Origin of the sequence: Paenibacillus solisilvae (genome assembly GCF_042656405.1) — a bacterium.
Lineage (GTDB): Bacteria > Bacillota > Bacilli > Paenibacillales > Paenibacillaceae > Paenibacillus_Z > Paenibacillus_Z solisilvae.
Genome location: NZ_JBHSOW010000079.1, coordinates 21,557 through 36,266, shown reverse-complemented (window position 1 = coordinate 36,266; position 14,710 = coordinate 21,557). Strand labels below are relative to the sequence as shown.

Here is a 14,710-nt window from a genome sequence, read left to right as displayed (position 1 = left end):
TGACTTTAACTCGTTATCCCCGTGCCTTCAATTTTGACCGTTGCGTTAACCTCGAATTTCAATCTTGGATAGATGAACTGCCAATCCTTCCATGTTTTCTCGCTGCCGGCATGCGTTGCGCGGTAATGAAGCCCAAACCCGAATGGATCCACGCCAGCCTGCTGCACCTTAATAAGCAGGCGCTTGGCTTCCTGTGAGACCTGAGTCTTGAACGCCTTCTCCAGTCTGTCCCAGTCCTTGTTATAGATACCGATCGGAGCTTCCTCGAATATACCGCTGATAAGCATGTTCAGTTTCAGCACATAGTCTCCATCTGACGATTTCATAATCCGGTAGTGATTAGTGATTTGACTGACGGAGAGCACAAGTTCTACCCCATCTACGTTTGCCGTAACCGTGGATTTATCGTACGCGTTGTGGATCTGATTGTACATTTCGGTTTCATGAGGGTTCAAGCTCAGGACAAGCTTCTGCTTGTTAAGCAGCCCGACTCTTGTAATGACATAACCATTTTTTTCACCCCTCATAATCGGGAGAACCGGATCAAGCCCCTTCTCCTCCACTTTACGCATGAAATCAAAGATGTACTGATAAATGATGTAAGAGGATTCGGTTCCGTCTTTGCCGAAGATTAGGAAGATTGTATTTCCGGGATACCGTTCAGTGGTCGGATTAATATTCAGAACCGAGGCGGCATCCGGTTTTCCGATGGCTATATAGGCAACGTTCTGAACATCGCGCCGCCGGCCCAACCAGTTGATGATATCGTTGAAATCATTTTTGACCAGACCTTCGCCCAGCAGGTACAGCTTGCAGTGGCCAAAATCCAGTTCCTTATCGACATGGGATTTGATTAACCGCACCGCCTCGGCAATGGTCGTTGCATGGAGCGTTTCGATTTGGGTCTTTGCAGCACCCGGCTCGATTTTCGGAGAAGTTACCGCCAGGCGAAGCGTGACGATGAACCCTTTGGCATTTTCTCCAGTAGGTTTGTCTATGCCCATAGCGACGACAAAGAAGCGTTTATCGATATCTTTGAAGCCGCAGCCGGTAAGCGACAGGGCGATTAACATGAATACGGCTGCAAGCTTGAGAGATTTGCTGGTCATGTGGAAGTTTTCCTCCTGAAGGCTAGAACGAATAAGAATAGGACGCTTCCGATCTCAATAAACATGCGAAAAGTCAACCAATACGACGAGATACTGAAGTTCTCCTTCTCATTCAACAGAATGGAATACGTTAAAGTAATCACGGCGAAAACCGATGTGATGATCCAATTTTTTTTGGGTGTCTGGATGCAATCGACCTGAGGACTGCTCTTGGGCAGGCAGCTCTTCACGAACTCCATGGCCTGATGCCAGCCGGAGGTCGTGTAGATGAGCGTTAAGTTCAAATAGAGCAGCAAAAAGAAAAACATAACCCGCTCAATGAAACCATACCCCATAAGCATAGAATCTGCTGTGACGCTCCAGATGTACAAATAATTATCCACTGTTTCGGTACCGTGAAAGCCGATCGGAACGAAGAAGGTCATCAACAGTATGAAAGTACCGGTTAATGGAATTAACCATCTGTAGCGGATTCGGAAGTTGGGCGGATTCAGCCGGTTATAGATGGCATAGTTAATATAGCCTGTAAACACATAGGTTGCGGCACTCACCGGCTGCAGCTTCGGAGGCTTTGTCCAATAATTCGCAATCGTTCGTATGGCATCCCAATCAATGGCAGTGCTCCTCGTGGCTTTGATCAATATAAACAGCAGCAGAGGTGCATTAATAATGAGCCCAATTTCGATGACGAATATAACGGTCAAGGTCGACCGGCTGGAAGTGTAGATACAGATTAAACACAGAAATGCAAGTACGACAATCGGACTGGTATCCGGATTGAAGAAACGATTGATCAGAACTGCATAGGACACCAGCGCAATGGAAGAAGCGACCAGCCACAAGACAGCCATGAACAGCAGGAAAGGAACGATCACGAACTTCGGGAAGAATTCCGCTAAGATTTCCGGCAGGCCTTTACCGGGGAAGCTCTTCATCACTTTTGTAAACATAAGAGCAAGCGAAGAGCCGATAACAATAGCGACCCCCATGGAGCTGACGGCTCCATCGTAACGAAATCGCAGCAGAATATGCGGAACGAACAGCATCAGATTCAATAGACTGACTAGAAAAACATTGTAGTAGAAGTAACGGTTCATGGTTCGTTCACCTGTCCGATGTCACCAATTGGGGGTTTTGTCTTTCCGATAAATCGAAAGTAAGGCTTGCCGAAGCTTCTGAGATCGGACATATAGACCATGTAGACAAATATGCCGAGCGCTACACCGGTTATGCCGAAGAAGATTGCCGGGACGATTAACGGGTACTTCAAGAACCTTATGGCTGCTGACATATTATTGACGGGTACGACGAAGTTAGAGATGGCGACAACAGAGGTCACAATGATCATGATACTGCTGACAAGCCCGGCCTGCTGCGCCGCTTGACCTAATATTAATCCGCCTACTGTCGTAGCTGTGGAACCGATATATTTGGGCAGCCTTAAGCTGGCCTCGATCAGAGACTCAATCATGAATAACATGATCGTTACCTCGATAAAAGAAGGATAAGGCACGGCGGAGCGGCTCCCTGCAATAGAAAAGGTGAGCTGCACGCGGAAAATCTCCGGATTGTACGAGACGATGGCCACGTATAATGCAGGCAGCGTTATCGTCAAGACGACAGCCGTATACCGCAGCAGAATCAAGAAACGGGTCATCCAGAAGGAATCGTAGTCATCATCGACCGCATGAATGAAATCATAAAACGTAGCCGGCAAAATGAGGGCAAACATAGAGCCCTGCATGATCAAAATGACCTTCCCTTCCTGCAGGCTGCTGCATACGCGATCCGGACGTTCTGTAATCATCATTGTTGGGAATAACCGGTACCGGTCGCCGAGCTCTTTCTCCAGCTGTCCGGTAGCCATGAGGAAATCCACTTGAATACTAAGCAGCTTAGTGCGTACATTCGACAGCACGTTTGGATCTACTCTTTGATTGTCATACAGCATTTGAACCCGGGTTTTGGACATGGAGCCGACCGTCTGCTCCTCGATGCACAGCTCTGGTGATGGATAGCGGCTGCGGATAATGTTGATCGAATCAATTAAATCCTCGCTAAGTGCGATCTGCGGTCCAAGAATAGCGGTCTCGACGTTTGTTTGCGGATTCTCATTGCGGATGATCCGGGCGGCATCAAGGGTATAGACAGCGCCGTTTAAGCTGAAGAGCACGAAGCCGCGAAGCAGCGTATCGGCCCATTTTGCCGAATCATCCAGCTTCTTGTAGGAAGGGTTCTGATTCACAACTTGATCGAAGGGCTGCGTTTGCTTCATGAACGGAACAAGAATATAATCGCTCACTTTACTTTCATCACATAAGGTAGATATGTAGGCCACTTCAATGATTAACGTATCATTACTCACCCGATGCGTCGTAAGGTCTTTTGCTTTTGCAAATAATGTTTCAATCCTGTTCAGCATAGCGGCAACCTTCCTTTGCGAGAGCATAATCAACGTAAGCTGGATTAGTATGGAACAAAAGGAAGAAAAATATGCCACAAGGCACTTATTTTTGCCAGAATGGTCAGCATTGAAGTACAATTTAATAATCATCATTATTAAGAATGTATTAATTTCATAGGAGTGAACCGCATGACGGCAGCATGGTACGAGCAGAGCTTTGGCTCTGATTATATGATTGTTTATCGCCATCGGAACTGGCAGCAGGCTGAATCCGAAGTACAGCGGATGGTGGGGTGGATGGAGCTTCCCGAAGGTGCAGCCGTGCTGGATATAGGCTGCGGCATGGGCAGACATGCGCTTGCGCTTGCAGGTCTTGGTTATCGGGTAACGGGAATCGATCTATCGGAAGCGCTGCTGGAGAAGGCGATAGAGCATAACGAAGGGGGATTGATTGAGAGACTTGTTCAAGGGGATATGCGCCGGCTTCCGTTTGAAAACGGTCAATTCCAGGCAACTGTCAATTTGTTTACTTCCTTCGGCTATTTTGCAGATGAAGCTGATAATTCATGCGTGCTGAAGGAGATTCGGCGGGTGCTGAAGAAGGATGGACGGTTTTTGATCGATTTTCTTAATCCGGCTTACGTGGAAGCGAATCTGGTGCCGTACTCCGAGCGGATAGATGTGGAGTCAGGTTTACATATTGAAGAAATCAGAACAATTAAGGATGGCTGGGTCTTAAAGAAAATCAAGATTGGCCCTGCCGGCAGCGGCAGCAGCGGCAAGCAATCCCGCAGCTATCAAGAGCAGGTGAGGCTGCTTTCTCTGCAGTGGTTTACGGCTGCGCTGGCAGAAGCCGGGCTCTCCCTTGAGCATGTCTATGGGAACTATCAAGGCGATGAGTACCAAACAGAGCAGTCTCCCCGAATGATAATGATTGGGAGGGTATTCGATTGACCGAATCGGGATTAAAGGTTGTAACGCTGTGGCCAGGCGATATCTTGCAGGTTAAGGTGCCGCTGCCTTTCTCGCTCAAGTGGGTGAACAGCTATCTGATTAAGGATGAGAGAGGCTTCACCCTTCTTGATCCGGGGCTTCACACCTCCGAGGCAAGAGCAGTTTGGGCGGCCGTCATGGCTGATTATGATATTGCATTCAAACATATTCATACGATTGTGCTGACCCATCAGCATCCGGATCATTACGGCCTTGCAGGCTGGTTTCAAAGCCAGACCGGTGCTCCGGTGCTAATGTCGGAGAAGTCCTATGCTTACACGCAAAGACTGTGGGGAGATCGCCGGATATTCGGTGCTGATCTCGCTGCGCTTTATTCGCTTCATGGCACTCCGCAGCTGCTGCTGGAGCAGATTAGCCCCCATTTGGAGAGCTTTGTTGAGAAGGTTAGCCCTCAACCCGAAGTGACATTTATTGAAGCTGGCCAGTCGCTGAAGTTAGGTGGATTGCATTATGAATTAATCGATGCACCGGGACATGCGGGCGGACAGTTATGCTTCTATTCGCGGGAGAAGAAATGGATGTTCTGCGGTGATCAGGTGCTGCCGAACATTACTCCGAATATTAGCGTTGTGCCCGGCGAGGAGGGTGATCCCCTCCAGCAGTTTCTTGACAATCTGGCCGGGCTTAGAAACTTTGAGGTTGAACTGGCTTTCCCAGGGCATAGAGATCCGTTCTCAGCCTTTGACGGACGCATCACGGAGATTATCGAGCATCATGCGCGCCGACTGGATACGATGGAGCATTTGCTCGCGGAACGATCCTACACGGGTTTTGCCATGTGTGAAAAGCTGTTCGGTACGCGAATTGCCGGGAATATCCATCAGTTCCGGTTTGCCATGTCGGAGACGCTGGCCCATCTCTATTATCTGGAACGCTGCAGCCGAATTAGTCATGAGGATCAATCCGGAGTAATTGAATACAAAGCTTGATTGGTATGAGACAGCTCGTATCAACAGTAGGCAAATGCTGGTATAATGAGTGGGATCGTCCATATCCCACTTTTTCTTTTTTTATCCTACTCGTTCAAAAGGAGCTTACTTAACCATGTATGTATCTCGTTCTGAATCGCATCAGCATAATAAAAAACGCAAAGCGCGCAGGATGAAGCGGCTTCTTGTCATAAACTTGATTATGATCGGCATTATAGGCGGACTGGTTATCGTTTATTTTACATTGGGAAGTAAGAACGGAGCGAAGAATGCAGCCGACGGCATTACGCAGCAGCAGACGACGGATAAGCCGTCCGTCACCGACGATCATCCATCCTCTGAGCAGCATTCTGATGATGGCGGTGATGCGCCGGCGAATGGATCGAATAGTTCGCACCAGCCTTCCGATAACGGCGGAGGAGGGACTGCCCCAGGCACAGGAGCTGACGCTGGAGCGGATAATGGAGCAGTTAACGGCAAGGGGACAGATACTGGCTCGGGCTCAAACAATGGAGCAGTTAACGGACCAGATGCAGGAACGAACGTAAACAGCGGAACAAATGGTGGAACAGCTGGCGGAACAAATGCAAACAGCGGTTCCGGCAGCGGGAGCGATCCGGATAACTCCGGAGATGCTGCAGGAGGACTTGAAAACGACAATAAAGTGACGCTGTCCTTCGTGGGGGATATCCTGCTTGCCGGCTCGGTTGATGCGCTCATGAAGAAGAATGGTTATGAATATCCTTATCTAAAGGCGCTGCCTTTCCTGACGGCACCCGATCTGACGGCAGCCAATCTGGAAACGCCAATTACAGAGCGCGGCGTGCCGGCACCCAACAAATCCTTTGTATTCAAAGGATCGCCCAAATCTCTTCCGGCATTTAAGCAAGCAGGCTTTGATATCGTGAATCTTGCGAACAATCATACGCTCGATCAAGGCGTAGAGGGACTGTTCGATACGATAAACCATCTCGGAGGGGCGAAAATCCCTAATATGGGTGCAGGGCGCAATGATTCTGAAGCCTTTAAGCCTATGATTCTGGATGCGAAAGGTGTACGCGTTGCTTATCTGGGACTGACCAGGGTAGTACCGGTCGGTTCATGGAAAGCGGAGAAGAATCGTCCAGGGCTTGCGGAAACTTATGATGCAAGGCGGGCCCTCAAAGCAATTAGAGAGGCGAAGAAGCAAGCGGATATCGTTGTCGTTATGGTTCATTGGGGCATTGAGCGTGCCGACAAACCGAATGCCGTACAGAAGGAACTGGCACATGCTTATATTGATGCCGGTGCGGATCTGATTATCGGCAGTCACCCGCATGTGCTTCAAGGATTCGAACAATACAAAGGCAAATGGATTTCATACAGCCTTGGTAATTTTATATTCAATATGACAGCCACTGACAGGACCAAGGATACGGGAGTGCTGGACGCCGTTTGCTCTCAGAAAGGCGACTGCTCCTTACGGTTTCACCCGATGCGGGCTGTGAATTCTCAGCCTATTCCGCTTGTGGGTGACAAGGCCGCGGCTCTTCTGAAGCGAATATCCGGCTTATCGTTCAAGGCTTCGTTAGACCAAGACGGATATATCAATGCTAAGGGGTAATAGAATGAGCGTGATGATGAATTCATGTGTGGCGCATCGCGGTGCATCAGGACTTGCGCCTGAGAATACGATGGAAGCCTTTCGTGAGGCGCTCAGCTTCCCCTACGTGGAATGGATTGAGCTTGATGTTCAGCTTTCCATGGACGGCGTTCCGGTCGTTATTCACGATGATACATTGAGACGGACGACCAACGGCTCAGGTCGTGTAAGGGATTATACAGCTGAGCAGCTGGCTGGCCTTGATGCAGCGCGCTGGTATTCCAAGACGCTTGCCAGAGAGGGGATCCCGACGCTTGAGGCTGTGCTGGACGCAACGATAGGCCGCTGCCGGCTAAATATTGAGCTGAAGACATACGGGGGCCGTTATCCGGGGATGGAGAAGAAGGTTGTTGATCTGCTGTACGCAAAAGGGCTTGAGCATGATACCGTTATTACATCGTTTGATCAAGCGGCCCTTCGAACGGTCAGGCAGCTGTCAAAGGATGTGAAAACCGGCTTGATTATTGATGCAGCTCCATGGATGCTTGTGTCCAATTTAAAGGAACTGGATGCGGGATTCCTTTCCATTGGCTACACCCGCATTTCCTCCGGCTTAATGAAGGCCATGCACAAGGCAGGAATCACCGTTATGGCATGGACGGTCAATGATATTGCAATGATGAAGAGGCTTGCAAAGCTTGATTCCTCGATCTTGATCTGCACCAACTATCCGAATCGTTATGGAGAAGCATTCAACGTCACCGTCAAATAATAAGCAAAGGGATGTTCCGCAGGTCAAGTTGACCCGTGGAGCATCCCTTTCTTTGGTATGATTTATAAGTCCTCTAGGGCGATCGTAGTATATATCTCCTTGCTGGAATGTGCTGAGTCAATTTTACATGAAAGCACTAATCCTGGGAAAGCGTGGAGCAAGCATTGTGGCAATTAAACCGAATCTACTGGAAGGAAGAGAGATGCTTATGAACGATTGGCTGTCTGAATGGGGGATCCGGCTTATAATCGGGGCAGGGGGAAGTACATTAATTGCCGCCGGCGCTTATCGACTGCGGTCCTTGTCACGCTCAGGAATGTGGTCGGCAATTATTATGGGAACCAGCTATGTTGTACTTGGAAGCCCGGTATGGGTGGGGGTCCTTCTAGCATTTTTCCTGTCGTCACCCGGATGGTCCAAATGGAAACGGCATCACCGAATGAAGCAGAAGGCAGAGAGCAGCTATGCAAAAAGCGGCCGCAGGGACGCGTGGCAGGTGTGGGCCAACGGCGGACTTGGCCTTATCCTCTGCGCGTGCCATGCCATATGGCCAAGCGAAGGGTGGCTCTATGCTTTCGTTGGTGTTATGGGGGCAGTGAATGCCGATACGTGGGCAACGGAGATCGGCGCGCTTAGCCGAACCTCAACGCGCGCGATACTAAGCGGTAAGCCTGTCACACCGGGCACGAGCGGCGGTGTCACGCTGCTTGGCAGCTTGGCTGCGCTGGCTGGCGCCGTCTTTATCGGCCTCGCCGCCGCGCTGCTGGCGCCGCAGGCTTCAGCCTCGCCAAGCACGCTAATAGCCGCTGCCGCAGCAGCCGGTTTTGCAGGCGCCTTTGCGGACTCGCTGCTAGGCGCGACAGGGCAAGCCATGTACCGCTGCAGCCTTTGCGGCAGCGAGATGGAGCGCGCCGAACACTGCGGTGCTCCCGCTGTACAAACACGCGGCTTTGCCTGGATGACGAACGATGCCGTGAATATGGCTTCCTCTGGAATCGCCGGCTTTTTAGCCTGGTGTATAGGCTTATGGCTTCACTGATGCTTAACAAATATATTAACTCGAGACTTTGGTTGACAGCGCATTCATTCTGCTAGTATTCTAACTCTAATATAGAAGTATTTTGGAAATTTTCTAGTAGTTTAACAGAATTATTGAAAGGGGCTCGAACAACGTTGAGAATTGAAACGGCAGATACGTTTCCGACCAAGGAGACCATTCTGCGTGCAGTTAACGTCAAGAAAGTATTTGGACGCGGCGACACAGCCGTAACTGCAGTTAGAAACATCAATTTGGATATTAAAAGGGGCACGATGATAGCGCTTAAAGGACGGTCCGGCTCCGGAAAGACCACGCTGCTCAATTTGCTCTCAGCACTCGATCAGCCGACGGAGGGACAAGTTTATTTTAATGGCCAAATCATATCCAAGCTGCCCGAGAAACAGCGCAGCGCCTGGCGGAGATCTAATATCGGCCTTGTGTTTCAGGCATTTGGACTCATACCGCTAATGTCTGCTTACGAGAATGTGGAGTTCGGGCTTCGTATTGCGGGTGCCCCGAGCAAGCTCAATAAGGAGCGCGCGGAGAAGGCGCTCGAGTGGGTAGGCATGAAATCGCGCATGAAGCACCGGCCGCCGGAATTATCCGGGGGTGAGCAGCAGCGTGTTGCCATTGCCCGCGCGATTGCGCATCAGCCGCTAATTTTACTAGCGGACGAGCCGACTGCCGAGCTCGACAGCCGAATGGGGCTTCAGGTTATTAAAGTATTTCGGGATTTGGTACAGAACCTAGGGATGACGGTCGTAATGACGACACATGATCCGGGTATTATGGAAATCGTCGACCACGTCATTGCATTGGAGGATGGGGAGATTGTTACAGAACCAAGCACATAAACGAACGAATCGGCTTGTTAAGCAGACGGCTGCTGCCTTACTTGCGGTTACCCTGCTTTCAGGCTGTTCGCTGCTGCCGCAAAAGGAAAAAACACTGCAGCCGCCGCTGATTAAACCGGCAACGGAAAAGGTTGATGCCGTTGAAGTCAAGAAGGGGACGATTGAACGATTACTGAAAGGTGCGGCAACTGTCGTATCCAGCCATAAAGTGCCCTTATTTTATAAGCAGAACGGCCGGCTCAAGGATGTGTACGTGAATCAAGGTGATGTGGTAAAGGCGGGTCAAGTGGTAGCAGATCTCGATCTGGGAGATTTGGAGCTGCGAATTCAGCTTCAGAAGCTCAGTGTGGAGCGTGTAAGCATTCAATATTATCAAGCCAAGCAATCCGGAGCGGATGATAAAGAGCTGCGGCTCCGTCAGATCGATTTGGAGCGGGAGCAGATTGCTTTGGACTCATTGGAACAGCAGCTGACCGGATCTAATCTGACTTCGCCAATCAACGGAATCGTTTCTTATGTGGATGAGAAAAATTCGGGCGATGGTGTAAACGGCTATGTACCGCTCGTATCCATTGATGATCCGACTCAGCTTTATCTCGTTTATACCGTAGATGATCCGAAGCTGCTCTCCGCCGTACAGCTCAATATGGATGTAGAGGTAACCATTTCAGGTGTGAAAACGAAAGGTAAAGTGTTACAGTCACCTTCCAGTGCACCGTTTACCGATAACAAGGATCTCTCCGACCGTAATTCCAAGCTGCTGTATATCGGGGTTACCGATAAGAATGCGAAGCTTGAGCTTGGCAAAAGCGTCGACATCCTAATTTCACTCGAGAAGCATGATAATGTTATCGTTCTGCCTCGCAGCGGTCTGCGGACCTATCTGGGAAGAACCTATGTGCAGATTATAGACGGAGACCGCCGTAAAGAAGTCGATGTAGAGCCGGGTATTATGACATCGACTGAGGTTGAAATAAACAAAGGTCTGGAAGTCGGCCAACAAATTATTTTGAATAATAATTAGTCCGTGATAGGGTCGATAGAAGGGACAGAAGAGGTGAAATGATGGCCTTATGGACGATGATTTTTCGGAAAATGGCGAAAAATCGTTGGCTTCAGCTTAATTTGTGGTTTGGACTAACGATTTGCGTTGCACTTTTCAGCTCGATGCCGTTGTATTCGCATGCCATTCTCCAGCGAACGTTATTTAAAGAACTTCAGCAGCAGCAGATCGATTCGAATATTTATCCTGGATTATTGCGCGTCTCCACCTCTATTAGCGGAGGCAGGGAGTTCGATATGCTTCGCAGCCAAATTGCGAAAGCGGATACATATATGAAGAATGCCCCCGAACGGTTGGGACTTGACTCACAGTCCTATCTAATGATGCGCGCTACCCAATCCTTCCGGGTGCTGCCAGCCAATGCAACGGAACGGGAAGCGAAAGAAATGACCATTAATGGCAGCATCCGTACGGTTTCTGATCTGGAGAACAGGGTTCATCTGATCGATGGGAGAATGCCGGATCAGAAGCGCAGTGATGGCGTATATGAAGCGCTGGTCACACAGAAATATTTAATTGACCTCAAGCGCGACTTGGGCCAGGAATTCATTTATACGAATAAGGATAATGGGAAAAAGATTAGAATTCTGCTCGTCGGTCTGATTGAAACGAAGGAAAATAACGGCTACGATCAGTTCAATGTGGAATATTACAACTCATCTTTTTATATCCCATATGATCAATTCCAGCATGATTTTGTACAAAATGAGAGCATCCTGAAGCTTTCCGTTCTGATGTGGCAGTATTCGCTCAATTACCAGCAAATCAATATCGATTCCATAGAATCGTTTTTGGCTCAAAATGCGGCGATAAACAATTATTTCAATATGCGGCTTGGCATTGCTTCCGTAGAAATGCCGGCTAAAACGTCGATTGCCACATTCATCGAGAAGAAAGAGAAGCTCGATATCATGCTCTGGTCGCTGTACTCGCCGGTCATGTTCATGCTTGCTTTCTACTTGTACATGGCTGCTAATTTAATTATTGACCGTCAGAAAACAGAGATCTCTGTTCTTCGCAGCCGCGGCGCAAGCAGATGGCAGATTATGTCCGTTTTTGCGGCCGAAAGTATTATTCTCGGAGTGCTGGCACTTGCAGTAGGACCTTTTATCGGTATTTATTTCACAAAGATATTAGGTGCTTCCAGCGGATTTCTTGAATTTGTTCAGCGATCCTCGCTGCCGGTTGCTATGAACAGCACGTCTTACAAAATTGCTGCATTAGCCGTAGTTGGATCGATCATTCTTATTCTGGTTCCTGCTTTTCTGGCGACGCGTATTTCCATTGTCGGCCATAAGCAGCAGCTGGCCCGCTCGAACAAAATGTCGTTTTGGCATAAAACCTTCATCGATATCGTTTTGCTGGGCATATCAATCTACCTGCTGGTTGGCTTCAATCAGCGCTTGGATCAATTGAAGGAATTGGCGCTTGATCCTAACGCCATTCAGGTTGACCCGCTTCTGTTCTTTATGCCGGCTATTTTCTCACTTGGCTGCGGGTTGTTTGCACTGCGTATCTACCCATGGTTTATTAAGCTCATCTTCTGGCTTGGCAAACGCTGGTGGACACCGGCACTCTATTCGACCTTGCTGCAGATCAGCCGTTCCTCCTCGCAATATCTGACGATAAAGGTCTTTCTTATCATGACGATCGCGATGGGTCTTTTCAGTGCGAATGCCGCACGTACCATTAACGGTAATATGGAAGATAAAATCCATTATACGACAGGGTCGGATATCCAGCTTAGTATCCACTGGGATAACGATGCCCCGCCGCCTCCGCCGCCGGGTGGAGCACCGGGAGCACCGGCTGAAGATCCTTCAGGTATCGCAGCACCCAAACGGGTTTCGTACACCGAACCTCCTTTTATCACCATGACGGAGCTTGCGGGTGTGGAGACGGCAGCCCGGGTGTTTAAGAAGGACGATGCCCATTTCAGTTCGGATGGGGGAGAAGACGTTACAACCCTGTACGGAATCGATACGTTTGATTTCGGACGAGTGGCCTGGATGCGCGATGGGCTGCTTAATTATCCGATCAACAGCTATTTGAATTTGATTGCCTCTGATCCCAAAGCTGTACTTATTTCTAGATCCATCGCAGACAAATACAAGGTTAAACCGGGCGACCGGATCTCGGCTAACTGGAGCGGGCTGGATTATACAGGCTTTATCGTTTATGGCATTATTGATTATTGGCCGGGCTGGAATCCGCTTCCGGTAGGAGGCGTAAGTGAAGAGAATGACAGTAATGTTCAGAAACCAAATCTGATTGTCGGTCATTTATCCTACATTCAGAATCATCTCGCACTTGAGCCCTATCAAGTTTGGATCAAGCTGAAGGAAGGCGCGGCAAGCAAATTAATCTATGATGATCTCGTGAAGAAGGAAGTACCTGTAGAAGAGATGATCGACGCCAATCAGCAGCTGATCCGTTCCAAGAACGATCCGTTCCGGCTTGCGATTAATGGGGTTATGACGCTCGGATTTGTTATATCAATGATGATTAGCTTCTTTGGTTTCCTCTTGTTCTGGGTATTGACCTTAGCAGGAAGGACGCTGCAGTACGGAATTCTGCGGGCCATGGGGATCTCATTCCTGCAAATTATCGGCATGCTCTTAAGTGAGCAGGCATTGACATCAGGCGCTGCGGTGCTTATCGGCGTATTTATCGGCAACGGGGTCAGCGACATGTTTGTGCCTCTGTTCCAGCTGTCATTCAATGCATCCGAGCAGGTTCCGCCATTTGAAATTGTGCGGCAGCTAAGCGATTATATGCAGCTGTATGGTGTTGTAGGGTTCATGCTGACAATCGGCCTTGCCGTGCTGGGTATCCGTATTTCACGCATGAAGATTACGCAAGCATTGAAGCTCGGGGAGGAATAGGCGATGATTCATTGCGACGGACTTGTCAAAATTTATAAGACCGACGACCTTGAAGTCGTCGCGCTGCAGGGACTTGATCTCCATGTTGAAGCTGGAGAACTGATGGCGATCATCGGAAACAGCGGAAGCGGGAAGTCGACGCTGCTTAACATGCTAGGAGGGCTTGATCGGCCCTCCGCAGGTCAGCTGCTTGTCGATAATAAGGATTTGCTGAAGTTTAATGAACGGGATCTTGTGAAATATAAGCGGGAGACGGTTGGCTTCGTCTGGCAAAACAATGCGCGCAATCTCATTCCTTATTTGACGGCGCTCGAGAATGTGGAGCTGCCTATCCTGCTGAAAGGGCGGCGTAAACGCCTTCGCGCCCTGGAACTTCTAGATGCGGTTGGGTTAAGCCACCGCATCAAGAATAGGCTGAGCGAGCTCTCGGGAGGGGAACAGCAGCGGGTAGCGATAGCGATTGCACTTTCGAATGAACCGAAGCTGCTGCTCGCGGATGAACCGACAGGTTCACTGGATACGAAGATGTCCAATCAAATTCTCGATTTGTTTCGAGAGCTGAATCGGAAGATGGGCATTACGATTGTTATCGTAACTCATGATCCGCTGCTTGCCCGTAAGGTGGATCGTGTCGTCGCGATTCGCGATGGCAAGACATCCTCCGAAATTATTAGACGGACATCGTATGCGGAAGAACTGGCTGCCCTGTCGAACGGTGAAGTATTCACACATGAGGAAAGCCACGTCGAGTATGCGGTAATTGATAAGGCTGGAAGGCTGCAGATTCCTTCTTCATACCTGCAGGCTGATGAATTCAAGGAAAAGAACAAGGTTCGTGTCGAGATGGAAGAAGGCCGAATTATTCTTTACCCGCCGGATAAATAAACGAGCATGCGGAAAGCCGCTAAGCCAATTTGGTTCAGCGGGTTTTCTGCTCTTTTAATTCATAGTTTACAGGGTGGATTAATGAATGTATAATGACAGCATAGAAGTAATAATTTTCTTATTGAATCTACCGGTCAACCGGAGATTCCCGTATCTGCACCTCCCTGATAAGGG

At 49.2% G+C, this 14,710-nt stretch carries 12 protein-coding genes; 9 read left to right on the top strand and 3 right to left on the bottom strand.

All coding sequences use genetic code 11. The annotated features are described in order from the left end of the window. Nucleotides 1-5: 5 nt before the first annotated feature. Genes ACFPYJ_RS20865 through ACFPYJ_RS20855 form a run of 3 tightly spaced genes read right to left on the bottom strand, consistent with a single transcriptional unit; the run spans nucleotide 6 to nucleotide 3,531 of the window. Entirely contained in the window at nucleotides 6-1,109 is a 1,104-nt protein-coding gene (locus ACFPYJ_RS20865; RefSeq protein ID WP_379190148.1) for a Ger(x)C family spore germination protein, read from the bottom strand. Then, a complete protein-coding gene (locus ACFPYJ_RS20860) occupies nucleotides 1,106-2,206 on the bottom strand; it encodes a GerAB/ArcD/ProY family transporter (protein WP_379190147.1) in 1,101 nt (366 codons plus the stop codon). Before ACFPYJ_RS20860 ends, ACFPYJ_RS20865 begins: the two co-directional genes overlap by 4 nt. Beyond that, on the bottom strand, nucleotides 2,203-3,531 hold the full coding sequence (locus ACFPYJ_RS20855; protein ID WP_379190146.1) for a spore germination protein: 1,329 nt from the start codon (nucleotides 3,529-3,531) through the stop codon (nucleotides 2,203-2,205). The genes ACFPYJ_RS20860 and ACFPYJ_RS20855 overlap by 4 nt, the downstream gene beginning before the upstream one ends. A gap of 171 nt (nucleotides 3,532-3,702) precedes the next feature. Here ACFPYJ_RS20855 and ACFPYJ_RS20850 point away from each other — a divergent pair, with 171 nt between their 5' ends. The 9 genes from ACFPYJ_RS20850 (at nucleotide 3,703) to ACFPYJ_RS20810 (ending at nucleotide 14,536) form a co-directional block, all read left to right on the top strand. Continuing rightward, nucleotides 3,703-4,467 carry a class I SAM-dependent methyltransferase gene (locus tag ACFPYJ_RS20850; protein ID WP_379190145.1) on the top strand — a complete coding sequence of 255 codons (765 nt, stop codon included), beginning with the start codon at nucleotides 3,703-3,705 and terminating at the stop codon, nucleotides 4,465-4,467. Then, the gene (locus ACFPYJ_RS20845) at nucleotides 4,464-5,456 is read left to right on the top strand and encodes an MBL fold metallo-hydrolase (RefSeq protein WP_379190144.1); all 993 of its coding nucleotides are present in this window, start codon (nucleotides 4,464-4,466) and stop codon (nucleotides 5,454-5,456) included. The genes ACFPYJ_RS20850 and ACFPYJ_RS20845 overlap by 4 nt, the downstream gene beginning before the upstream one ends. Nucleotides 5,457-5,571: 115 nt before the next feature. Then, nucleotides 5,572-7,059, top strand: coding sequence for a CapA family protein (locus ACFPYJ_RS20840; protein WP_379190143.1), 1,488 nt, complete (start codon nucleotides 5,572-5,574; stop codon nucleotides 7,057-7,059). A gap of 13 nt (nucleotides 7,060-7,072) precedes the next feature. Further along, entirely contained in the window at nucleotides 7,073-7,810 is a 738-nt protein-coding gene (locus ACFPYJ_RS20835) for a glycerophosphodiester phosphodiesterase (RefSeq protein ID WP_379190172.1), read from the top strand. Between the two features lie 166 nt (nucleotides 7,811-7,976). Continuing rightward, on the top strand, nucleotides 7,977-8,849 hold the full coding sequence (locus tag ACFPYJ_RS20830) for a DUF92 domain-containing protein (RefSeq protein ID WP_417629240.1): 873 nt from the start codon (nucleotides 7,977-7,979) through the stop codon (nucleotides 8,847-8,849). A gap of 134 nt (nucleotides 8,850-8,983) precedes the next feature. Then, on the top strand, nucleotides 8,984-9,703 hold the full coding sequence (locus tag ACFPYJ_RS20825; RefSeq protein ID WP_379190142.1) for an ABC transporter ATP-binding protein: 720 nt from the start codon (nucleotides 8,984-8,986) through the stop codon (nucleotides 9,701-9,703). Continuing rightward, nucleotides 9,681-10,727 carry an efflux RND transporter periplasmic adaptor subunit gene (locus ACFPYJ_RS20820; protein WP_379190141.1) on the top strand — a complete coding sequence of 349 codons (1,047 nt, stop codon included), beginning with the start codon at nucleotides 9,681-9,683 and terminating at the stop codon, nucleotides 10,725-10,727. Before ACFPYJ_RS20825 ends, ACFPYJ_RS20820 begins: the two co-directional genes overlap by 23 nt. A 41-nt stretch (nucleotides 10,728-10,768) precedes the next feature. Then, nucleotides 10,769-13,651, top strand: coding sequence for an ABC transporter permease (locus ACFPYJ_RS20815; RefSeq protein ID WP_379190140.1), 2,883 nt, complete (start codon nucleotides 10,769-10,771; stop codon nucleotides 13,649-13,651). Between the two features lie 3 nt (nucleotides 13,652-13,654). Further along, nucleotides 13,655-14,536 (top strand): ABC transporter ATP-binding protein, encoded by an 882-nt coding sequence (locus ACFPYJ_RS20810; RefSeq protein WP_379190139.1) that lies wholly within the window; start codon nucleotides 13,655-13,657, stop codon nucleotides 14,534-14,536. The last annotated feature ends 174 nt before the right edge of the window (nucleotides 14,537-14,710 follow it).

Bases quoted from the DNA above. Each gene is read 5' to 3' on its own strand.
- ACFPYJ_RS20865 (WP_379190148.1), bottom strand. From the start codon at position 1,109: ATGACCAGCAAATCTCTCAAGCTTGCAGCCGTATTCATGTTAATCGCC.
- ACFPYJ_RS20860 (WP_379190147.1), bottom strand. From the start codon at position 2,206: ATGAACCGTTACTTCTACTACAATGTTTTTCTAGTCAGTCTATTGAAT.
- ACFPYJ_RS20855 (WP_379190146.1), bottom strand. From the start codon at position 3,531: ATGCTGAACAGGATTGAAACATTATTTGCAAAAGCAAAAGACCTTACG.
- ACFPYJ_RS20850 (WP_379190145.1), top strand. From the start codon at position 3,703: ATGACGGCAGCATGGTACGAGCAGAGCTTTGGCTCTGATTATATGATT.
- ACFPYJ_RS20840 (WP_379190143.1), top strand. From the start codon at position 5,572: ATGTATGTATCTCGTTCTGAATCGCATCAGCATAATAAAAAACGCAAA.
- ACFPYJ_RS20835 (WP_379190172.1), top strand. From the start codon at position 7,073: ATGATGAATTCATGTGTGGCGCATCGCGGTGCATCAGGACTTGCGCCT.
- ACFPYJ_RS20815 (WP_379190140.1), top strand. From the start codon at position 10,769: ATGGCCTTATGGACGATGATTTTTCGGAAAATGGCGAAAAATCGTTGG.
- ACFPYJ_RS20810 (WP_379190139.1), top strand. From the start codon at position 13,655: ATGATTCATTGCGACGGACTTGTCAAAATTTATAAGACCGACGACCTT.